This window comes from Pelovirga terrestris, assembly GCF_014773365.1.
Classification (GTDB): domain Bacteria; phylum Desulfobacterota; class Desulfuromonadia; order Desulfuromonadales; family Geopsychrobacteraceae; genus Pelovirga; species Pelovirga terrestris.
The window spans coordinates 73,105-95,213 of the sequence record NZ_JACWUN010000011.1 but is presented as its reverse complement, the minus strand read 5'-3'; the positions used below and the strand labels follow the sequence as shown (position 1 = coordinate 95,213).

Here is a 22,109-nt window from a genome sequence, read left to right as displayed (position 1 = left end):
GTAAGCTGGTTTTATTGCAATGTTCCTCTCATCCCTAGCGAGTGCGACCGATGATCAATCTTAAGCCGGAAGTTGTTGCCCAGATCGAGCGTGTCTTAAGTTCTGTTGAAATGCTGCTACCTAAAGTGGCAAAAGCGGTCGACTGGAAAACCTGTTATGCCGCCAACTGGCGTCGCCGCTCTTTTTCCGGCTATCTTGAGCCGGTCAGGGTGACCGACACCATCCGCCTTGATCAACTGTTGGGTGTCGATGAACAAAAAGCCATCATGGTCAACAATACCCGCCAGTTTCTTAACGGCTATCCGGCCAACAATGCCCTGCTCTGGGGATCGCGTGGAACCGGCAAGTCGTCGATCGTCAAAGCCTTGCTGAATGAATTTGCCTCGGAAGGGTTACGGGTTATCCAGGTGGAAAAGGAAGACCTGGTCTATATCGCCGAGATCTTTGCTGCTGTTGAGGACCTGCCCTATCGTTTTATCATGCTCTGTGACGATCTGACCTTCGAATTTGGCGAACTTTCTTACAAAATGCTTAAAAGTGCCCTCGATGGTTCGGTTTATTCGGCGCCGGAAAATGTGCTGATTTACGTCACTTCCAATCGCCGTTATCTGCTGCCGGAGTACAGCAGTGACCACATTGGTGGCAAGTATGTTAAAGGAGAGCTGCAACAGAGCGAAGTCCAGGATGAAAAAAGCTCGCTTTCCGACCGTTTCGGTCTGTGGGTAGCGTTCCATGTTTTTACCCAGGATCGCTATCTTCAAGCGGTGCAGCTCTGTTTTCAGCAATGGAGCGATAAACTCGGCAAGCCGATCCCCTGGAGCGAAGACGCTGAACGCGCCGCGATCAAATGGAGCCACGACAAAACCAAGCGCTGCGGCCGCACCGCTTTTCAGTTCTCCAAAAATTGGGTGGGGAAATATCTGCTCAAGGGGTAACGGCGACTATGCCACTCGCAGCCTCTTAAATTTCGTACTTCTTTGCCTGATAACGAAAGGCGTCATAGGTCAGATCCAACAGCTTGGCGGCTTTGGTCATATTGCCGCCGGTGCGCTCAAGGGCCTGGCGTAACAACTCGCGTTCGACAAACTCAAGGGAGATCCCCTCTTCAGGCAACACAATGTGCAGGTTTTTGCGGCGTTCCGGGAAGGTGCGGTCCTGGCCGCCGACGGCCAACGGCAGATGATCGATCGTCAGGGTGTCGGTTTCTTCCATGACCACGCAACGTTCTATGATGTTGCGCATTTCGCGCACGTTGCCCGGCCAGCTGTAGGTCATGAGCAGTTGTTGTGCTTCATCGCTGATATGGGTGATAGGGTTTTTCAGGTAGCGGCGGGCAAAACTGTCGAGAAAGTGTTGTGCCAGCAGGAGAATATCGGTGCCGCGATCCTTCAAGGGGGGCAGTTCGATGGCAAAGGAACACAGCCGATAATAAAGGTCTTCGCGAAAGTGGCCATCCTGGACGCGCTTTTTCAGGTCGTGATTGGTGCAGGCAATGATATTGACATCGATGGGCAGATCGACCTTGCCGCCAATGCGCCGTACCTGGCGTTCCTCAAGCACGCGTAACAGTTTGCCCTGCAGCTCAGGGCGCATATCGCCAATTTCATCCAGCAGCAGGGTGCCCCCGTCGGCTAATTCAAACACCCCTTTTTTGTCGCTTTTGGCATCAGTAAAAGCCCCCTTCATGTGACCGAACAGTTCCCCTTCGATGAGATTTTCCGGCAGAGCGGTGCAGTTGATGGCGATATAAGGGATACTGTTAAGGTCCCTCTTGCCTTCAAAATGCCAATGATGCATGCGGCGGGCGAGGACCTCCTTACCGGTCCCTGATTTGCCGGTGATCAGTACTGAGGTCACACCGGCTTTAGCGATTTTACGGGCATCATCCATGATTTTTGCAATAGCAGGTGATTTGCCGATAAGAATCTGATCGAGGGCATTGGCGTTGCTTTGTTTGAGGTAACTGACTTCATCGCGTAAGCGGGCATTCTGTAACAGCTGATCGATAACGATCTTGATTTCTTCCACATTAAAGGGCTTGTGCTGGTAGTCGGCGGCCCCAAAACGCAAAGCTGTAATGGCCGATTCGCTGGAATCATCACCCGTCAGCATCACCACGGGAAAGTCAATATTTTCATTCTGCAAGGATTCAAGGATATCAAGGCCGCTAATTTCATGGCGCAGATCGATGTCAAGCAACAGTACATCCGGTTGCCAGGCGAGAATCTTTTCAACCGCCTCATCAGGGCTGTGCAGCAGTTGGGTGGAATATCCCTCTTTGTTAAGGGCGCGAGCCAGCATGGAGATGATGAGGTCGTCATCGTCCAGCAGCATGATTCGTCCTTTTTTAACCATGATCCTCTATTCTTTCTTAATCTTTAGGGTGAGTAGGCAGCACAATGGTGAAGGTAGAACCCTTGCCCGGTTGGCTGTTAACCAGGATCGATCCTTTGTGTTGTTCGATCAGGCGTAAGCATATGGCCAGCCCCAGTCCGGTTCCCTTGCTCTTGGTGGTGAAAAAGGGTTTAAACAGATTTTTTCGCACGGCTTCAGACATTCCCGCACCAGTATCACTAATATCGATCAAAATCCGGCTTCCGTCTTGACTTAAACGGCTGCGGGTAGTGATCCGGCCGGGGCCCTTGATCGCCTCGACCGCGTTCAGATAGAGGTTAAGCAGGACTTGCTGGAGCTGCTCCGGGTCGATTTCGATCTGTAATGGCTGGGTTGAAAACTCTTTAGTGAAGTGTATTTTGTCGGTGGTGGTTGTGGCCGAGGTGACTTCAACATTGCGCAGGGTATATTCGAGCAGCCGGTTGATGTTGGTGACTTCAGGATGGGGTTGTGGCGGCCGGGCATAGCGCAGCAGGTTTTTCAGCAGGCGTTCCATCCGATCGATTTCAGAAATCAGCCGCAACATCAGTTCCCGGTCATCATCTTCCAGGTTCAGATCGCTGATTAGGACTTCGATGGTGGCTTTAATGCCGGCCAGGGGGTTTTTAATCTCATGGGCAAGGCCAACCGCCATCTGCCCGACAACAGACATCTGGTTGGCGCGTAGCAGTTCTTGTTTGGCCTGCTCGCGTTCGGTGATATCGCGGGTAAAGGTGAGCATATAGTTGACGTTGTCGATGACCATCGGCCCGGCTGAAACTTCCGCTTTGAAAATGGAACCATCTTTGCGGCGGCGTTCGGAAATGCGTTCTACCCACTCTCCGCCCAGGATCCGGTTGATCCGTTCACGACAGCTGTTGTCGGCATTTTCAGCACATAGTTCGCCGCAGCACATATCTTTCAGCTCTTCAAAAGTGTAGCCAAACAGATCGATGGCGGCCTTGTTGGCAGAAATAACTTTGCCCGGGTTGGTCGGCTCGGTCGACATGATCAGGATGGCGTCTTTGGCACTTTCAAATAGGGCTTGATAGAGTCGCTGTACGGCCGCGCTGTTTTTCTTTTCATCACTGATGGCGATGGCCATGGAATTGAAGGCGGTGGCCACTTCCAGAAACTCGTTTTTCAGTGGCTGATTGATACGAAAATCCAGATTGCCACGACCCAGTTGCCGTGCTGCGGCAACCAGTGCTGCTACGGAAAGATTGACGCGCCGCAGAAACAATATCGTCGCCAGCAGCAGGCCGATCGGGCCAACAATGACCAGGGTAGCGATGACCTGGCGGCTTTGACCTATTTTATCATTGGCCTCCATGGTGCGCCGGGTCAGGTGAGCGGATGCGGATTCGGTTAACCAGTTGAGGGTATTAAAAAGTTTTTCCCCTTTAGCGAAGGTCAGCTCGCTTGCTTCAGCCATTCGGGCCGGGTTGTCGTAAAGGGTGTGGGTGTGATTCAACGATGTCAGATAATCCTTGCCCAGGTCAGCCAGGGCAAGGAAGTGGGGGTCCGTTTGATGGCAGCCGATACAGCGCGCAATTTCGCTATCGATAACGCTGATATCGTTAAAAAGATCAGTTTTGTTGACGATTAATGCGCCCTCAATCACCAGCTGGAGGGTGGCCTGGCTAACCTGGATTTCATGGGTTAGGGTGGTGCTCAGATGCTCTGCTTGCTGCAGCAGCATCAGGCTTTCGAGTTTTGTCGTGACACTGTTGGTGGAGTAGAGGATGAAAAATCCGCCCAGCAACAAAACCGAAAACAGGACGACCAGACCAGCTAAAATCTGCTTTTTCACTTGTTGCTCCGGTCGCAGGGTTCGGTTGTTGATGGGTCATCATCCGGGCGGCGGCAGGTGTCGCTGCGGTCGCCATCGGTGACCATGGAAGTGCCCGGATTGACGCTGATGCGCTTGGTATCGTTAAGCCGCCGATGACTGCGCAAGATGGTGCCCCCTTGGAATGATAAGTGGCGTGCTGTTCCAGATTGGTGGAGATCCAGTGCCTGTAATAACACAAGGTGCCGCGTTAGTGAATACCGATGAACTGAAACCACCATTGTTGACATTGAGCAAGGCAGGACCCATCTGACAATAAAAAGCAAAAAAAACAGTGGAGTAGTGTTGCCCGCAATATCAATGTGGGAAGGATGTCACCAGGGCGGCGGCTCAGGTAAAGCGGACGCCGACCATACAGCGGGAATCTTTCCCATAACTCCAGACCACCACACCACTGGCATGCATGAATTTTTCCTCAAAGGTGACACGCTGATCCCGTGCCAGGGGAACGTCCGTGGTAAGCCCCATGCCACTGATGGAAATGTCACTCAAGGTCGCTGAAAAAAACGGGTGGTGGTCCCCTCCGGCAAGACGCAGGGTGATCTTTTCGTTACGGGGTACCCGTTTGCAGGCGCGGCGGTCGGCCTGTTCCGGCAACTGGTTGAGGACGTCAGCGGTCTGCTCAAAGGTCCGGGTTACCAGGCTAAGCCCGATATAGCTGTTCAGTTTGCTGATACTGAAAGGTTTTTCGAGGATATGCCAGCAACCAAAGGGGCGGGCCTTTTTGATCTGTTTTTGAAGCTCCGGGGCCTGCGTGTCCATGGTCGTCAGGAGGATAATCGGGGTGCCGGCACAGCGGGCCGAGATCATCTGCAGCAATTCGAAGCCGTTGCTGCGATCGGTATCCAGGTCGAAAATAATCAGATCAAAACCAAAGGTGTCGAGTTGGGCGATGGCCTGCAGATGACTGGATGCGGCAACAATGTCGATAGCGGAGTCCCGATATGCGCGCATCAGGGCTTTCAACAACACCTGTTCGCCGGTTATCAGCTGAACCTGACGGGTATTTTTGTTCATAATGGCATGCCTTTTCATTAAATTACAGCATCAGTTGACGATCCATTATAAGTTACTGATCGGCCTGCCACGTACCGATGGCTCACCTGCGCTCCATTCTTAAGCAAATCTTGTGCCAGTATCAAATGAGTTGAAATTCAGTGGGTTATCAAGGTGGGGTGGTCTGGTCGGGGCAAAAACTGGTGATTTCACCAGAAACTGTTGGGGATATGCCAATTCACCACGGACCCGTTGTCACGGTGTCTGCGGTGAATTGGCAGGAGTATTTTTTGAATGCCGGCGGTTTTCAGCGATAGAGAAAATCACCACAGCCGGGCATGGTGACCCCATCAAGGGTCAGGGTGGCTTCGGCAAAGAAATATTCGCCACTCATGCTGTCACGACACAGCTTTTCCGTTAGTACCAGATCGATCTCATGACGATTGCTGATCTGATAACGGATGGAACCGCTACCGGCAACCCGCACCGGAATCGGGGTGCGGAATTCTTGTCGATTTTGACCCAGGTCAGTGATCAGGACGAAGGTTGTGTCACCGATTTCGATGATCCAGTCCGGTTCGTTACCGCTGGCCCAGACCCAGATCCCACGGTTACGGGCCTCTTCGCGCCGGGAGTGGGTCCAGGCGATGGCGCAGTCAGAGAAACGTTTGCCGATCACCTCGACTTCGGCGGTTTCACCCTTGTTCCAGTAGAGGTTACGCCCCTCCTGATATTTGACTCCCGAAGCTGAAGGGACCCGTGGCAGAACAATTTCGTGGCCACCGGCGACCAGCCGCGCCCGATCTTCGTCAGCTTGTACCTGAAAAATCACGCCATTGCTGCAACGGTAGTTGATCGTTTGTTCCGGATCGAGAGGAATCTGTGGCGGTGGTGGCGGCGGATCTTGTTTTGTAACTTCGGCAGCGGTTGCGTCGACCACCGGTTCGGTGATCGCAGGTTCCGGGGTGACGGCTTGAGGGGGTGTCTCGGTGGTGGTACGGGGGGTGCTGCAACCACCGGCAAATAATGTGACAACAGCAACCAGCAGTAACAAAAACCAGCGCAAGTTAAACGTCCATTTCATCATGTGCTCTCCCTTTCGATAAAATTACCATTTCATTCAAGTGCCGCAATAGTGGCAAAAATTCATTAAAGTTAGGAACATAACAAAATTGTTGGCGGTCCCAGGGGGCAATCTGGTGACCGTGACAGCAGGGTTATCGCAGGGATCGTCAATGATCCGATGATAGCCAAAAGTGATCAGGATGCAAGCAAAGTCGACAAAAAAACTTTTTCATGGGGGAGGAAAAATGTTGACAATCAAATTAGCAAATGCTCAATTTGGTCAATTTTCAATTGAAAAATGAGGGAGAAAACACCCATGGATGAGTGTGGAAAATATCATCTCGGCTGCCGTTTGATGCGCATGCTGACCTTTATCGACCTGCCCATTCGTAAAAAATTCCGGCTTTTTTCGGTTGGGGTATTGTTCTGGTTTCTGACCATGGGGGGGCTTACCATTGTCGGCATGATCGGCATCAGTATGCACTATGATCGCATTGTCAACAATGCCGTGCCGCAGGACAAGGTGGTGCAAAAGGTCATTCGTAATCTCCAGGCCATGACCATCGACGCCTCCAATATTCTCAAGGCTGAGGAAGTCCAGACCATCAACCGCCTGCAGGATCTCTCCTTCAAGCGCCTGCGCGATATCCGCGATTTTATCTCGGTGCTGGCGTTAGGTGGCGAGGTTAACGACTATTCTCACGACTCCGCGCGCCTGCTCGAAACCCTGCAGACCACTTCCTTAAGCAACGATCCGGCGGGGGTGATGTTTCTCAAGGAATTGACCATCCTGGTCGATGTCATCGACAAGTCCTACAGCGAATTTTATGCCAGCAAGTTGATGGTTATTCAGGGGGAGCGCAGCAACGGCAGCAATCTTGACCAGTGTTTCACTCGCGTGGCCGGACAGATTCATGAAGCCAGCCAGCTTTCCGTTGATTTTTCCGCCCGCCTGGGCCAACTGTATCATATCTCAGCCGAAAAGATTTACGAGATCGTCCGTCTGACCGTCATTGCCATTCTGGTGGTGTTGTTCCTCGCTATTATGTTGCTGCTGGTGTTTACCCGCTGGATTTCCGCTGCCCTGGCTCGCCCCATCAGTCGCATCATCAACCAGATTTACAGTGTCGGCACCGGTGACGTCGACCTGACCAATAAAATCGAAATCAATTCCCAGGACGAAATCGGCGTGCTCTCCCAGGAATTTAACAAGCTGCTTGATACCGTCTACTCCATGAGCATGTTCAAGCGGGTGATTGAGGAAGACACCGACCTGGTTGATGTGTATACCCGCATTGCTGAAGTGTTCCAGCGCGAAGCCCAGATCGACGATTTTGTCATCTACGAGGTCAAGGATAATCAACGCGAGATGTTCCCGGTCTATCCCGCTACCCTCTCCGGCAAGGAGATGGCCTGCGATAACGAAATTCTTATCAACTGCGATCTGTGTCGCGCCAAAAAAACTGGTCACGAAATTTCGTCCGTGGCCTATCCCAATATCTGCAAGATGTTCAAAATGGAAACCGGAAAAAAACATGTGTGTCTGCCCCTGATCATTGGCGGCCGGACCGGTGGGGTGGTGCAGTTCATGTTTGAACCGGAGGTTGAAAGCGCAGATATCCAGCGACGTATTTTCAAGGCCGAAACCTATATCAAGCAGTCCCTGTCGGTGATCGAAGCCAAGCGCCTGATGGCGGTGCTGCGCGAGTCGTCCCTTAAGGATCCCCTGACCGGGCTGTATAACCGCCGCTTTTTACAGGATCACGCCAATTTTATCCTTTCCGGGGTGTTGCGGCGTAAAAAGAGCCTCGGACTGGTGATGTGTGATCTCGATTATTTCAAGGAAGTTAACGATAATTACGGTCATGATGTCGGCGATCAGATTCTCAAAGAAACCAGCGAATTGATCAAGAATTCACTGCGTAGCGAGGATATTGCCATTCGCTTCGGTGGTGAGGAATTTTTCGTGATGCTGATGGATATCAACCCTGGTGATGCCATCGAGGTCGCTGAAAAAATCCGCAAGGTCTTCGATGGCCACCTCTTTAAGGTGCCGGGCGGCACCATCCAGAAAACCCTAAGTCTTGGGGTCAGCGAGTTCCCCACCGATGCCGAAGGCTTCTGGCAGTGCATCAAGTTTGCCGATGTCGCCCTCTACCGCGCCAAGGATACCGGCCGCAACCAGGCGGTGCGTTTTACCCCCGAGATGTGGACGGAAAATCAGTTTTAGCCAATTTCCCCCGATTCGGGGATTTTACCGGATCGATCAGGTGAAATTCCCGAACCGCTCCCCTGGTTACACCCTTATTTGCCCTGAGAACCCGATCTCCAATCCCTTCAAAGAATATTCTTTGCGTTGTAAGTAGTTTAAAAACAACAATAATAAGAATATTAACCAGCAAATTTTCTTTTTTTCTTAAGTCTCGGTATGGAGTCTGCAAAAAAGGTGGATGTTCACTGCCACCAGTCGGTCAGCAGGGATCTGTCAATCAAGGTTGCCGACTGCATGAACACCACGGCGATCAACGGATGATCGTCGTAACAACCACAAATACAGGAGGTAAAAATGAAAAAAAGTTTATTGTTTGTTCTGATTGCCCTGCTGGGGTTGCCAATGGCGGCGGCGGCGGCTATTACCGGGGACTGCGCTGGCTGTCACACCATGCACAATAGTGAGGAAAATGCGCCAGTTGCTAAAATGGGGATTGGTGGTGCCACAGAAGCTCCTACCCCAATTGCCAACCTGCTCAGGTTTGATTGTATTGCCTGCCATGCGCAGAATACGAATAAAGTAGTGAATATTAATGGTAGCGATATTCCACAGGTGTATCACGATGACGCTAGCGGTGACCTAGCCGGTGGTAATTTCAGGCATATTGCTGACGCCAAAACCGCTGGTGATCCAAATGCCAACCGCAAAGGGCACAATGTCATCGATCTGTTCCCGGGTGGTGATAATACCAGTGGTACCTATACCCGCCCTCCAGGGTTTAGAGTTGTTTCTGATCATGACGACGCTTTTGGAACAAATGATTTTGCAAAATTCACCTGTGCCGGTGCCGCCGGTTGTCATGGTACGCGTAACCAGAACATCTCAGGTGTCGGACCAGGAGGGATTCAACGTACCGGCATGGCCGCCATCAGCGGTGCACACCACCAGAACGTCGATGCAAAAAAGGACTTTGGTCAGGTTTCTGGAGTATCCCACAGCGGTTTAGCTGTTGCCCAGGGTTACCGCTTTATCCCAGGGCTTAAAGGCCTGGGGGCTGCTGATTGGCAAAATACAGATGAGGAAAATCATAATGAATATTATGGTGTTGCCGCCGTTGTTGGTCAAACCTGTGGTACTTGCCATGTTGGTGGTACTGATAAAGAGGTAGCAACGCAAATAAGGGTGCCAAATCAAAGTATGAGCGGTTTCTGCTCCACCTGCCATGGCAATTTTCACTCTACCGGATTAGAAACTGGTACTGCATTTAACGGTACTTCTGGTGCTTTCCTGCGTCACCCTTCCGATTATGTGATACCTGATGAGCGGGGTTATGAACTCTATACGGAGTACAACGTAACGGCACCGGTCGCCCGCAATGCTGTCACCTTTAATGAGTTGAGCAGTCCGAGTGCTGTAGTTACCCCTGGCCAGGACATGGTCATGTGTCTCTCCTGTCACAAGGCGCATGCTTCTGAGTATGACGCCATGCTGCGTTTTGATTATACCCTTATGACTGCGAATTCTAGTGGTACTGACGGTTGCCTGGCCTGCCATACCAACAAGTAAGGGTGGCAGTAGTTCCTTTGTCTGATTGTAATTCTGCGGTTTCTCGCAGTGTGTGATGACATGATGTATGTGATACCGGCCCCGCCCAAAGCGGGGCCGGTTGTTCTGTTTCTGAGATCAGTGCTGATCGAATTTATTCTTAGCGCTCAACAGTGCTGCGTTTTTCCTGAAACCTCTTTTTTCATCGGGCACCGGGTTACTGATGCATCGTGTCGTTTTTTTCCTCCTAGTGTTGTTATGCGCTGTACCGGTTCCGGTCACGGCCCTTGACTTCAATGCCTATTGGCTCTACCGCACCAGCGGTGGCGAGGAGCGTGATACCAGCGACGAGTTTCAGCAGCGCTATACCCTTGGGGTCGGCCCGCAACTTTCCTGGCAACCGACCCACGCTCTGAGCGCCACAGCGACGATCGGCTATACCCGCACCCAGCGTGATAATGGCGATGACAAGGTCAAGGTGGAAGAGATCACTCCGTCGGTCAATTTCGGTATTATCAACGATCTGTTCGCTGCCCAGCTTGCCGGCTCGGCTACTCATTACAGGACCAAACCCAAGGACTCTGATATTCATCTTGGTACCAGCAGATCCTGGGATGCGACCCTGTCCAGCCGCTGGCAGCAGGCCTGGTGGCCGAATCTGCGCTTTAATTATGGTGAGCGTGATTCTGGTAAGGCTGATCCCAAAATCATGAAGCCAGATGACGTGTATAAAGATATTCGCGATGGCGATTTACGCCTGTTGCCAATTGAATCGAACTATCATTCGGAGCAGGTTCAGAGGTTCGCTAGCGCTGATCTCGACTGGGACTTGCGCCTGCTGCAGCTGGATTACCGCTACAACACCAGCTGGGATGAGGATATCTCCGAAGGTACTGACAGCGAGCGCCGCAATCACTTTGTCCGCGCTGCTACCGGTGGCCGCTTCTGGGATAACCGTATCAGTTATACCTTCAGTCACCAGTTTGAGGACGATCGTACCCAGGTTAAGGATCGCCCCGGAGTCGGCGGGGTTTTTGACTTTATTGTCCCGGCTACCGTCACTACCAAGGTCACATCGATTGTTGAGGATCCTACGGATCCCTTATACAATCAGCCGGCAGATGGTTTTTCTCCCCCGCTGGAGGTATTGCCCTCTGAGTATCTGCAGATTCAAATCGATGCGGATGCCGGGCGTCAGGTCGATCATCTGCGCTTGGTTTTTGATGATCTGACCACGGCAGCCCTGCTGGAATGGAATATTTACCGTCGTGATTTTATCAGTGGTGACTGGTCACCGGTGGCTACGGCTTTGCAGGGGGTGCTGATTGATGGCTACCTTGAACTGTCAACGGGGGTGGCCGGAGCAAGTTTTTTGCTGATGGCGCGAAATACCCCTCTGGCCCCTGTGAGGTTGAGCGCTGTTGGTGCTTATGTCAGAAGAGATACTGATGATACCGATCAGCGTCATCTGACCAACGCCGGCCTGCAGGTGCGCCTGACCAACAGCTTGCAACTTGCGGTTAATTCGACCCTGGAGCGCCTGCGCCGTGATAGCGGCAGCGATGATGACCGCAGCACCTTAAGTGCCCGTCTGCGCTGGACGCCGCGCCCCTGGATTACGCCATCGCTTAGCTACAGTGAAAGCCGATCAGATACCGAAGATCAGGATGGGGACGAGGTTGATCAGCTCAGCCGCAGTTATTCCTTTAACCTGGCAACGGTGCCGCTGCCGACCATGAACCTGGGGTTCGGGGTTACCCGCAATGATCGCTATCGCAACGGTGATAAGACCGGTGCAGGATGGATTTATAGTATCTCAACCACGGCGCGCCTCTACCCCGACCTGAACACCGCCCTGTTTCTGAGTTGGCGGGAAAATGACAACTGGACACGCACTAACGAGGGTGTCAGCCGGACCAGCGATCAAAGCTTCAGCGGCCGCTTCAATCTTAACGCGCGCCTCGATCGTAACTTGAGTGCCGATTTGACCACCAGCTACCGCAGCAGCGAGCGTGAGAGCGGCAGCACCGAAGTGGCTGACGCGACCTTGAGCGTCCAGTATCGTCCCTCCAGTCTGCTGGCGCTGCGCGCCTTTTACACCGCCTATCTGCTCGACAGTGAGCAGGAGGATGTGGTGGGCGGCAGCGCAAATCTGGCTCTGTTACGCACCGATAAGGCGCGGCTGAATTTCAGCTATAACGTCACCTATGCCGAAACCCTGACCAACCGTTTTAGCCTCAACGGCAGTTGGGATATCAGCCGGGCCCTGGCCTTGCAATCGCGCGGCGGTTATACCCTGGCGCAGACCGATTTTTATGATGTGCAGGTATCCTTGAACCTACGCCTGTAGGGGCGAGGGAAAATCGGGCAACACCTGCGTTGCCCCTTGGATAAGCGAATGAATGGGGAATTTATGATGAAAAAAACAATCAACGCTATGATTCTGGTTGCTCTGGTGTTGCTCCTGGCCGGCTGCGCATCGCGCCCGTCGGTGCAGTCCTTCAGCCGCACTGATGCCAGCCTTGCCCACATTCAGGCGGTGGCGGTGCTCCCCTTTGAGGGGAGTGATACGGCCCCGCGGGTGCGGGAATTTGCCATGACCCAAGTGCTGGCGCAAGGGCTGTTCGATGTCATCGACAAAGGCCGGGTCGACAGTTTTCTCGCCCAGGAGGCGATTGCACCGGGAACCCCGCTTGATGCGCCAACCCTGCGACGCCTGGGGCAGATTATTAACGTCCAGGCCTTTATGCTGGGTTCGGTAGAGCAGGGTAGTGATGCCCGCGGCAGCGCAGTCTATCCGGAAATCAGCATGACCCTGCGGTTGATTGATGCTGAAACCGGGGTGCTGTTGTGGCAGGCCAGCGGTCGCGGCAGCGGCTATTCCCTGGCCGATCGCCTGTTCGGGCTGGCCCCGAAAGATCATTTTCAGGTGACCATGGATCTGCTGGCGCGCCTGCTGGCGACCATGGGGTAAAACCGGGTAAAACCGGGGACATAATACCAATAAGGTTCACTATTGGTTTTATGTCCCCGGTTTTACCACCAAAATAAGGGCGGTTGGGACGATTGTGAATAAGGGGTTGTTGATTGGCTAAATATCTGATCATGCTGTGCTGCTGGTTGTGGGTGGCGGTGGCTCAAGCGGCTTCGGTGGCGGTTTTCCCCCTGCAGGAGCTGGGCGAGGGGCGCAATGACGCCAACCTTGAACTGACGCGTGAGCTGGCACGTGAGCTGACCCGCGGGGACCATCCGGTGGTGGCGGTGGATACGGTGCTGGCCTTTATGGCCCATAACCGCATTCGCACCCTCGGCCATCTCGAAAGTTACCATATTTCCCGGGCACGCACTGATCTGGGAGCGGCTTATGTGCTGGTGGGTACGGTCAGTCAGCGGCGCGAACGGCCCGAACCCTCCCTTGGCCTGACCCTGAATCTGATCCGTACCAGTGACGCACGCACCGTCTGGACCCATGTCGGCTGTGTCAGCACGAGCGAGGAACGGCGTTTGCTGGGGATCGGCGAACCGCGCACGATCGCGGGGCTGCAGCGTATTCTGCTGGCGGAGTTCAAGCAGGAATGGCCACATCATCTACTCAGAACGGTACAGGCCGGAGGTTCCAGCGTGCTGCTCGATATGGCACGGGTCGAGCCGCGCCAGTTGCGCCCCGGCGAGGAGCTGCGCAGCCAGGCACGGTTGCGTGAACTGTGGACCGGAAATTATCAACCGCAGGTTTCTTTCGAGGTCGACGGCCGGACGTATCCAGCCAAGCTGGATGACGATGGCCGCACCTATAGCGGTAACTGGCCGGCCCAGGAAGATGATGGCAGTTACCCGGTCAATCTGCTGATTGAATGGCCGGACTACCAGCGCAGCGAGAAGGTTCCCCTTGGTGATTACCGTGTCGACGGTTCCGCACCGGTGGTCGCCATGGAACTGCGTGGTGTGCAGCAGATCGACGGTGAGGCGGTGTTTAATCGTCAGGTCGCGATTATTCCGCGGCTGCTGGTGCGTAAGCCGCTCAGTCGCTGGCGGTTGGCGTTTTACGCTGAAAGCGGCAACCTGATTGGTGATATGGAAGGGGAAGGTTCCCTGCCCGAACAGTTTGTCTGGGAGGGGCGCAGCAGTTACGGGCGCGCAGATGATGGCCGCTATCGCATTGTCCTGAATGTCTGGGATCTTGCCGGAAATCCGGCGCGGGCCGAACACTGGTTGGGGCTTAATCGCAGTCTGCCGAAGGTTGCCGCCACCCTGGAGAGCCATCAAGACGCTTTTCAGGTTGATTTAAGCCATGAGGGCAAGGTTCCCCTTGATTTCTGGCGGATGGAATTGTGGACGCGTGAGGGTAAACTGATTGTCCGCCGGGAGGGACAGGAACTGCCGGTTTCCGTCGCCCTGGGGGGAGCTGATCTCGATGACTTGCAGGGTTTTGTCTTTGCCCGGGATGTGCTGGGAAATCAGCTTCGTCAGGATGTGCGTGAGTTGCTGCCGGCGCTGGTCCAGCCGGTAGCGGCTGAGGCAGAAGAAGAGGAACAGCGGGTGTTATCGGAACGGTGGGTCGATGAATTCTGATACATTGGGAATGCCGCGCAGTTCGGTCCTTTACCTCTTGATCATGCTGGTGGTGCTGGTGCTGGCCGGTTGCGCCGGGCGTAACCAGTTACCCCTGCAACGCCAGATGGCGCCGCTGCCGCCGCAGCCGATCTGCAGTATCGCGGTGCTTCCCTTTGCCAACGACAGTGATTATCTGATGGCCGACGCGATTGCCTCCAAGGTCTTCGCGTCACGGCTGCAGGATGCCGGTCATTATCTGCTGACCCAGGCCGGCGACATTCAACGCGCCTATCGCCAGCTCGCTATCATGCCCGGCAGCAGCCCGGATCTGAACCAGCTGCAGATTATCGGCGGGCGGCTAAATACCCGCTTGCTGATCACCGGCAGCGTGCTGGAGATGCGCGAGGATCGGGGCGATCACGGCAGCATCAATCCCTTTATGGTGCTTGAACTTGCGATCCGCGATGGCTCCAGCGGCGAGGTGCTGTGGACGACCTTTCACCGGCGTCAGGGATCCGAATATAAAAAGACTATGCACTTTGGCAGTATCCATACCGTCACCGGTTTGAGCCGGCAGATGGCAGACGAAATCATCACCCTGTGGTTCAGAAAAGGACTGGTTCCATGCAATCTTTAGCAACAAGCCTGATCATCTTTTTAACCTGTTTTGTCCTGCTTCCGGCCCAGCCCGCGGCGGCCTGGTTGTTCGGTGGCGACACCCTGGTCACCATTGATGATACCAGCTACAGCAATGAAGATTTTCGCCGCTGGTGGCAATTGTGGAATACCGACAATGAATCGTTGCCGGCAACCCCTGATATCTATATTGACTGGTTGCTGCTGGCCCGAGAGGGCGCCCGCATGGGGCTTGATGAGGATCCGGGCTTTAAGCGCCAGACCCGTATTTATCTGCAGTCGCGCGGCCTGTTGATGTTGAAATATGAAGAGGTGGACAGCCGCATTGAGGTGACCGATGAGCAGATCGAAGAGCGCTATCGACGCGACGAAATACCGCGCTGGACCGTGCAGCGTCTGGTCTTTAGCGACGATGTCGCGGCCGCCGCGGCTTACGCCCGGGTGACAGAAGGTGAAATCAGTGCAGCGGAACTGGCTGAACTGGATATGACCGCCGGGGGTCCCATGACCAGCAGCGAAAACCAGGTGCGCCCCAGCGCCATTGACAGTGGCTGGACCACTATTTTTCGTGCCACCGAGCCGGGTGCCCTGATTGACCCCGAACGTCACCAGGGTGGGTCTGCTCTTTATTACCTCAAACAGCAGCTCGGCGGTGATGTTGATGACCTTGAGCGCCAGAAGGAGCGGCTACGTCGAGATCTGCGCCGTGAGCAGGAGCGGAAACTCACTCAGGAGCTGTTGCAGCGGCTGCGCGAAAAGTATGAAGTCAAGATCAATGAGGAGCGGCTGGCAGCGCTTGACCTGACCGCTGACGACAGCAGCTTCAGTGATGATCCGGTGATTACTACCGCCCGCGATAATGTCTCGGAAAAACAATTTATTGCAGTAATCCGGCGCCTGCAGGGGTCGCGCCCGGCAGCGGCCCATGCCGTGGTTGATCCACAGCAGGCACAGGAACTGAAAGTTGAAACCGCCGACAATATCATCGCCCAGAGCCTGACCAACTGGGAAAGCCTTGATCGCGGGTTTGAAGAACGTGAACCCTTTAAATGGGAATATCAGTTCAATTATCAGCACCGCCTGACGGTGAGTGTTGAACAGCGGATGGTGCAGCCGGATGTGCAGGTCAGCGATGAACAGATTGAAGCCTACTATCAACAGAACCAGCAACGTTATACCCAACCGGAGATGGTAAAGATGCTGATGATCGACGAAACCCAGGCTCCCATCGACCGCTTCTGGACCGACGTGATGACCGGCAAGGGATTCCGTCAGGTGTTACGCGAGCACTTTGAGCAACAGCTCAGCGCCCAGGAGTTCCCCTTAAATCATCTCGATCCGAAGGTGCGTGAAGTGGTTGAAGGATTGACCCACGGTGAGACCAGTCGCATCTTTCACGCCCAGGGAGTGCGCCTGATGGTGCATCTGGAGCACCGCTCGCCGGCGCGTCCGTTGCCCCTGGAACAGGTCCGTCGCAGTATCCGCGATGAATTGCAGCAACAGCAACTGGAACTGGCGCGACAGGCCTATCTTGATCAACTGCGGGCCCATGCGCGGATCAATGTTAAAAATCGGCAGTGGCGCACCTTGCAACAAGAACTGGGAGGAGCTTGATGAAGAGTGTACGGGGATATTCTGCGGTTGTTGCGTTTGCCTTGGCCGCTGCGCTGTTGGCGCTGCTGGCCGCCTGTGGTCCCACCGGTCCGGCAGAACGGCGCGGGGACATGCGCCGCACCTGTGCCCAGTGTCATCCTCAAATGGTGGAGCAGTACAGCAGCGGCATTGTCCATGAGCCGGTAACGGAAAAGCGCTGTGAGGCCTGCCACATCTCTCACGGCGTGGTACCACGGGTGCTGATGCGCCAACCAGTACCACTGGTATGTGTCGGCTGCCATGCTGACTTCAGTCGCATCAGTCAGAGCAAGGCGGTGCATGAGCCGGTTGGTCAGGGGCGTTGTGCTGCCTGTCATCAGCCCCATCATGGGGAACATGAAAACTTATTGAATGTCGCCTATGAGCGGATCTGTTTTGAGTGCCATGCGGCGGAACCTTTTCAGCGTGACACCGTCCATGCGCCGCTGGCCGACGGCTGCCGCAACTGCCACAGCGCCCATATGTCCGAGCAATCCGGGCTGTTGACCATGCCCGCTGACGAGCTCTGTGCTTCCTGTCATACCCTGACGGCGGGCAGTTTTATCGCTGCCCACGACCAATATCCGGTAACCAGTCGCTGCACCGATTGCCATGCCCAGCACAGCTCTCCCGATGCCGGGCTGCTGCGCGAGGTGGTTCATGCTCCCCTGCGGGACAGCTGTAACAGCTGCCATCAGCGCAGTGCTGATCAAATCCTCACCCTCCGCGCTGATAGCGATCTGTGCTTTAGCTGCCATGGGGGGGTCGCAACAGCGGCCCGGCATGCGCCGGTGCAGGGCGGTGACTGTCAGGCCTGCCATGGGGTTCATGCCAGTGAATACGCTGGGCTGCTGAATCAGGCGCCGACCAGCATATGTCTTGATTGTCACGATCAGCACGAAAAGCCGTCAGGCATCTTGAGTGTCCATAAACCAGCTGCCGGTGGTGACTGCATGGCCTGTCATCAGGGGCACGCCGGACCGGTGGCGCCGTTACTCAAACAGGAGCCGAACCGTCTGTGTTTTGACTGTCATGATGCCGGCCATTACGCTGCGACCCTGCAACCCCACGCGCCGGTGGCAGCGGGGCGCTGCAGCGACTGTCACCTGGCACATCAGTCGTCCCAGCTAAGTTTGCTCAAAAACAAAGAGCAGGATCTGTGTCTTTCCTGCCATCGGCGTACGCGCGGGGATCTTGGGCTTTACAGTCAGCATCGTCCCTTTGCGGCCGGTAGCTGTTCCAGCTGCCATGCTCCCCACGGTGGTGGCTATAAAGGACTGCTGAATACCAGTATGCAGGACGGCGCTCTGTGTTTTGGCTGCCACGAAGATTTGGCAGCGGTCAAGGATCAGGGCTCCGCCCATACCCCCTTTGCCGGTGGTGACTGTCAGCTCTGTCACGCCCCCCATGGCAGTGATCAGCCCTACTTAATAAAAGGAACCCCGGGCGCAGTCTGTTTTGGCTGTCATGCTGATGTCGCCACCGCGGTAGAGGACGTTACCGTAGCTCATCAGCCGGTACAAGCAGGAGAGTGTGCCGCCTGTCACAATGGGCATGGCTCGGTCCATAGTGGTTATCTCAAGCTGGGGCAGCCGGCTTTGTGCCTCGATTGCCATGCCGGGGTCGCCGAGCACTGGCGCGACGGATTTATCCATCAACCGGCGGCAGAGAATTGCAGCACCTGCCATCAGGCCCACGGTTCCGATTTTGCTGCCCTGACCGTGGCCCGGGTGGGGGCTTTGTGCGCCGGTTGTCATGACCTGGACACATCTCAATTTATGGTGGCCCATGAGGGGATCAGGCCGGGTGCTGATTCCTGTGTCTCCTGTCATGATCCCCATGGCGGCCCGGAGCAGAACCTGCTCTACCCGGTTCGCCATCAGCCCTTTACCCCCAACAACTGTGGGGCGTGTCATGAAGGAAGGGGGAACTGATGAGACATCTGTCAAGAACAGTGAGGGCTGCCGCTGTTGCTGCTTTGCTCGTGTTGCTGAGTTGTTCCATGGTCCTGGCGGTGGATTGTTTCCAGTGCCACGACGGCAGCGACTACCGCAAGAAGGTTAATCACCAGCCGGCGGCGCAGGGGGATTGCCTGTCCTGCCATAGCCCCCATGTTGCCCGCTACTCCGGCTTGCTGCAACAGTCGGTCAAGGATCTGTGCCTGACCTGCCATGTCGATACCGCCGTCGGCGGCGACCGGCAACGGATCCACCAGCCGGTGCGCAGTGGTGACTGTCTGGCGTGTCACAGCCCCCATGCTGCCGATTATGCCGGTTTGCTCAAGGAACAACCGGTAAACACCTGCCTGGGCTGTCATAAGGAACTGCCGCACAGCTACCCCAACACCCATGAGCCCTACCGCAGCGGCAACTGTCAGGCCTGCCATCAGCCCCATCAGTCAGACCACGCGTACCTGCTGGTCAAGGCGGCCGATGAGCTATGCCTGACCTGTCATCGACCGGCTGAGGTGGTGAATAAACACCCCGGCTTTCCGACGCCACCGGCCAACTGCAGTTCGTGCCATCACCCCCACGGCAGTGAGCGCAAGGGGTTGATACGCAACCAGCTCCATACCGCTTATGCCAAGGGCTGCGCCGATTGCCATGTGGGTAGTCGCCCGGTGGGTATGGATGCCTGCCTCGGCTGTCACCCGCAGGTGGCGCAGGAGATGGCCTCGTCCCACAACCATCTGGTGCGTTACGGAGCCAATGGCTGCACCGCCTGCCATTCTCCCCATGCCGGTGATGATGAGCGTTTGCTCAAAGGCACGGAGCGTCATGTCTGCGGGGAATGCCATGAGGCGACCTTTGTCCGTCATGAAAACGCCGCCTTCAGCCATGAACGTACCGACCGTTGCAGCGATTGCCATGCCTCCCACGGCTCCAACCATCCGGCGATGATGCGTGGGCCAATCAATGAGGTCTGTGGTGACTGTCATGGTAACCATGCAACCTTCAGTCACCCGATCGGCGCCGATGTATTCGATCCCCGCACCGGGCAGATGATGACCTGTGGCAGTTGTCATGCCACCAAGGGGAGCGATTACGAGTATCACACCCCTTTCAGTGGCAAGCGCGCACTCTGTGTTCAGTGTCATGCGAATTATTAACGCGGGGCGCAGTGACTGCGCCCCGACGGGAGGTTGTTGAATGAAACAGAGGTTGACATCAATCGGCATAGCGCTCGTCGCGCTGGTATTGTTACTGCCGGTCGCGGCATCGGCCCAATCCCCCTGGCAATGGCAACAGAGCCTCAAGGTTGAGCAGGTCGGAGACAGCATGTATATGCCCTCAGCGGTGGCCTTTGATGCCGCCGGCGAACGATACTATGTGGTCGATACCGGTCGTAATCGCCTGGTGTCCTTTGATCGGGAGGGGCGCATCATTCGGGCTTTTACTGCTGATGATCAGTTGCGTTCGCCCTTTGACATGGTGCGCCTGACGAGTGGGCAGTTGTGGGTGGTGGAGAAGGGGGGCAACAGCCTGACCCTGATTGACCCGGCAGCACGACTGCTCGAGACCCATCAGCTGCTGGACGGCTCGCGCCGGGTTTTTCCTGATCGGATTGCCGTGCAAGGACAGCAGCTGTTCGTCCTCGATCGCGCCGGTGGCGAAGTGTTGCGTCTGGGCGCCGATCTGAAGGTGGTTCAGCGTTTCAGCTGCAATAGCTGCAACGGCGGCATCAGCGATTTTGTGCTTGCTGAAGATGGTCTGTTGGCGCTGGCCGGACGTGACCGTAAGTTGTTGCGCTTTGCCGCAGATGGGTCCCTGCAGCGGACCATGGAACTGGGTCCCGAGGTTGATTTTGCTGTGTCGGTGGCGATCGGCCCCAGCGGTTTTATTTATGTGCTCGACCGTCATCAGAACAGTGTCCTGGTGTATGACGAGGCAGGCCGCTTTCGCTATCGTTTCCTGACCACCGGCCACTCCACCGGGCGGCTCTATTTTGCCCGCCAGGTGCGTTTTGACCCCTGGGGGAACCTGTGCGTGGTGGATGAGGGGAATGGCCGGGTAGAGATCTTCTCGCGCTAACGAGGTACGATGATGGGCTCCGGGAGGTATTTATGAAGATCAGCAGATGGATCACCGCACTGGCGACCAGTGGTGTGCTGCTGTTTGCCCTCCCGCTGACAGCGATGGCCGCCGTGAGTGGCAATTGCTCCAACTGCCACACCATGCATAATAGTGAGGAAGGAAAACCGGTTGCTTATACCCGTACCAGCGCCGGTGAGATCAACCAGAGTACCCAACCCCTGGCCAATCTGCTGCGCACCGACTGCGTCGGTTGTCATACCCACGGTACTGCCGATACCATTCGCAGTGAGGAGGGTACACGGGTGCCGATCGTTTTCAATCTGATGGAACCGACTTATCCTCCGAACGGGTCAGCGACTTCAACCCTGGCCGGAGGAAATTTCCATTGGATGCTCACCAAGGGCGATCGCCATGGCCACAATGTCACCGGTATTGCTGCTGCTGATGGAACCTTAAACCATGCGCCGGGGTGGCAAGCACGCAGCGGTGAGTGTGTCAGCTGTCACGGTACCCTGGCAGACGCGCAAAGTGGTTGCGCCGGTTGTCATGTCCCCATGCACCATGCTGCTGGTTCCGGCGTGGTCGCGGGTCAGGATCACGGCTGGTACCGTTTTCTTGGTTCGGTGATGGAGGTACGTGAAGGTGCCGCTGTCCCGACCCAGGGCGTTATCGGGATTGAAGATCCCAACTGGGAGCAGAATCCGGCTTCCGATCGCCATAATGTCTATCAGGGCAAGCCCGGTTTATATAACGACTACCTTGATACGGGATCCATCGGCCAGAAATGTGCCGGTTGCCATGGAAATTTTCACAGCAATGTCGGCGAAGGTTCCCCCTGGATTCGTCATCCGATTGATGTTGCCATCCCTAACAAAGGTGAATTTGTTGACTTTATTGACTATGATCCGATGGTGCCGGTCGCACGGTTGACGGTGGGGTCAGGGGATGAGAATTTTTCCCAGATCAGCCGTGGCTCCGATATGGTGACCTGTATCTCCTGCCATCGTCCCCATGGTTCCCCCTATCCGTCCATGTTGCGCTGGGGGTACCGCGACTGGCCGGGAACCGACACCCACACCAATCAACCGGCGTGGAACGGTTGCGCAGTTTGCCATACCTACAAGGACTAATGACATGCCCTTGAACATCGTACCAATCCGGCTTTTCAGACCCCTCTGTATCATTCTCATCCTACTTCTGGGGTTGTTATCAA

17 protein-coding genes are annotated in these 22,109 nt (G+C 55.2%); 12 read left to right on the top strand and 5 right to left on the bottom strand.

The genetic code is table 11. The features are described 5' to 3' along the window. The first annotated feature begins 50 nt into the window (after positions 1-50). Positions 51-935 carry an ATP-binding protein gene (locus ICT70_RS10520; RefSeq protein ID WP_191156356.1) on the top strand — a complete coding sequence of 295 codons (885 nt, stop codon included), beginning with the start codon at positions 51-53 and terminating at the stop codon, positions 933-935. A 25-nt stretch (positions 936-960) separates the two neighbouring features. Here ICT70_RS10520 and ICT70_RS10515 read toward each other — a convergent pair whose 3' ends face one another. The 5 genes from ICT70_RS10515 to ICT70_RS10495 form a co-directional block, all read right to left on the bottom strand. Continuing rightward, the gene (locus ICT70_RS10515; protein ID WP_224746978.1) at positions 961-2,334 is read right to left on the bottom strand and encodes a sigma-54-dependent transcriptional regulator; all 1,374 of its coding nucleotides are present in this window, start codon (positions 2,332-2,334) and stop codon (positions 961-963) included. 37 nt (positions 2,335-2,371) lie between these two features. Next, on the bottom strand, positions 2,372-4,186 hold the full coding sequence (locus ICT70_RS10510) for an ATP-binding protein (RefSeq protein WP_191156352.1): 1,815 nt from the start codon (positions 4,184-4,186) through the stop codon (positions 2,372-2,374). After that, a complete protein-coding gene (locus ICT70_RS10505) occupies positions 4,183-4,332 on the bottom strand; it encodes a hypothetical protein (RefSeq protein WP_191156349.1) in 150 nt (49 codons plus the stop codon). Before ICT70_RS10505 ends, ICT70_RS10510 begins: the two co-directional genes overlap by 4 nt. A 223-nt stretch (positions 4,333-4,555) precedes the next feature. Further along, positions 4,556-5,242, bottom strand: coding sequence for a response regulator (locus ICT70_RS10500; protein WP_191156347.1), 687 nt, complete (start codon positions 5,240-5,242; stop codon positions 4,556-4,558). Positions 5,243-5,528: 286 nt separating this feature from the next. Continuing rightward, positions 5,529-6,308 (bottom strand): MliC family protein, encoded by a 780-nt coding sequence (locus ICT70_RS10495; protein ID WP_191156345.1) that lies wholly within the window; start codon positions 6,306-6,308, stop codon positions 5,529-5,531. Between the two features lie 294 nt (positions 6,309-6,602). Between ICT70_RS10495 and ICT70_RS10490 the strand changes: the two genes are divergently transcribed. The 11 genes from ICT70_RS10490 (at position 6,603) to ICT70_RS10440 (ending at position 22,026) form a co-directional block, all read left to right on the top strand. After that, positions 6,603-8,516 carry a diguanylate cyclase gene (locus ICT70_RS10490; RefSeq protein WP_191156343.1) on the top strand — a complete coding sequence of 638 codons (1,914 nt, stop codon included), beginning with the start codon at positions 6,603-6,605 and terminating at the stop codon, positions 8,514-8,516. Between the two features lie 336 nt (positions 8,517-8,852). Next, positions 8,853-10,064, top strand: coding sequence for a cytochrome c3 family protein (locus tag ICT70_RS10485; RefSeq protein WP_191156333.1), 1,212 nt, complete (start codon positions 8,853-8,855; stop codon positions 10,062-10,064). Between the two features lie 202 nt (positions 10,065-10,266). Beyond that, entirely contained in the window at positions 10,267-12,393 is a 2,127-nt protein-coding gene (locus tag ICT70_RS10480; protein WP_191156331.1) for a hypothetical protein, read from the top strand. Between the two features lie 63 nt (positions 12,394-12,456). Then, positions 12,457-13,017, top strand: a complete 561-nt coding sequence (locus ICT70_RS10475; RefSeq protein WP_191156329.1) for a hypothetical protein — start codon at positions 12,457-12,459, stop codon at positions 13,015-13,017. A 113-nt stretch (positions 13,018-13,130) separates the two neighbouring features. Next, entirely contained in the window at positions 13,131-14,612 is a 1,482-nt protein-coding gene (locus tag ICT70_RS10470; protein WP_191156327.1) for a hypothetical protein, read from the top strand. Next, on the top strand, positions 14,602-15,231 hold the full coding sequence (locus tag ICT70_RS10465) for a hypothetical protein (RefSeq protein ID WP_191156326.1): 630 nt from the start codon (positions 14,602-14,604) through the stop codon (positions 15,229-15,231). The genes ICT70_RS10470 and ICT70_RS10465 overlap by 11 nt, the downstream gene beginning before the upstream one ends. After that, positions 15,219-16,844 carry a peptidyl-prolyl cis-trans isomerase gene (locus ICT70_RS10460; RefSeq protein WP_191156324.1) on the top strand — a complete coding sequence of 542 codons (1,626 nt, stop codon included), beginning with the start codon at positions 15,219-15,221 and terminating at the stop codon, positions 16,842-16,844. The genes ICT70_RS10465 and ICT70_RS10460 overlap by 13 nt, the downstream gene beginning before the upstream one ends. Then, complete coding sequence (locus ICT70_RS10455) at positions 16,844-18,796, top strand: cytochrome c3 family protein (protein ID WP_191156322.1); 1,953 nt, start codon at positions 16,844-16,846, stop codon at positions 18,794-18,796. The genes ICT70_RS10460 and ICT70_RS10455 overlap by 1 nt, the downstream gene beginning before the upstream one ends. After that, positions 18,796-19,971, top strand: a complete 1,176-nt coding sequence (locus ICT70_RS10450; RefSeq protein WP_191156320.1) for a cytochrome c3 family protein — start codon at positions 18,796-18,798, stop codon at positions 19,969-19,971. Before ICT70_RS10455 ends, ICT70_RS10450 begins: the two co-directional genes overlap by 1 nt. Before the next feature lie 40 nt (positions 19,972-20,011). Further along, a complete protein-coding gene (locus ICT70_RS10445) occupies positions 20,012-20,893 on the top strand; it encodes an NHL repeat-containing protein (RefSeq protein ID WP_191156318.1) in 882 nt (293 codons plus the stop codon). Positions 20,894-20,925: 32 nt separating this feature from the next. Then, on the top strand, positions 20,926-22,026 hold the full coding sequence (locus tag ICT70_RS10440; RefSeq protein WP_191156316.1) for a cytochrome c3 family protein: 1,101 nt from the start codon (positions 20,926-20,928) through the stop codon (positions 22,024-22,026). Positions 22,027-22,109 lie beyond the last annotated feature (83 nt).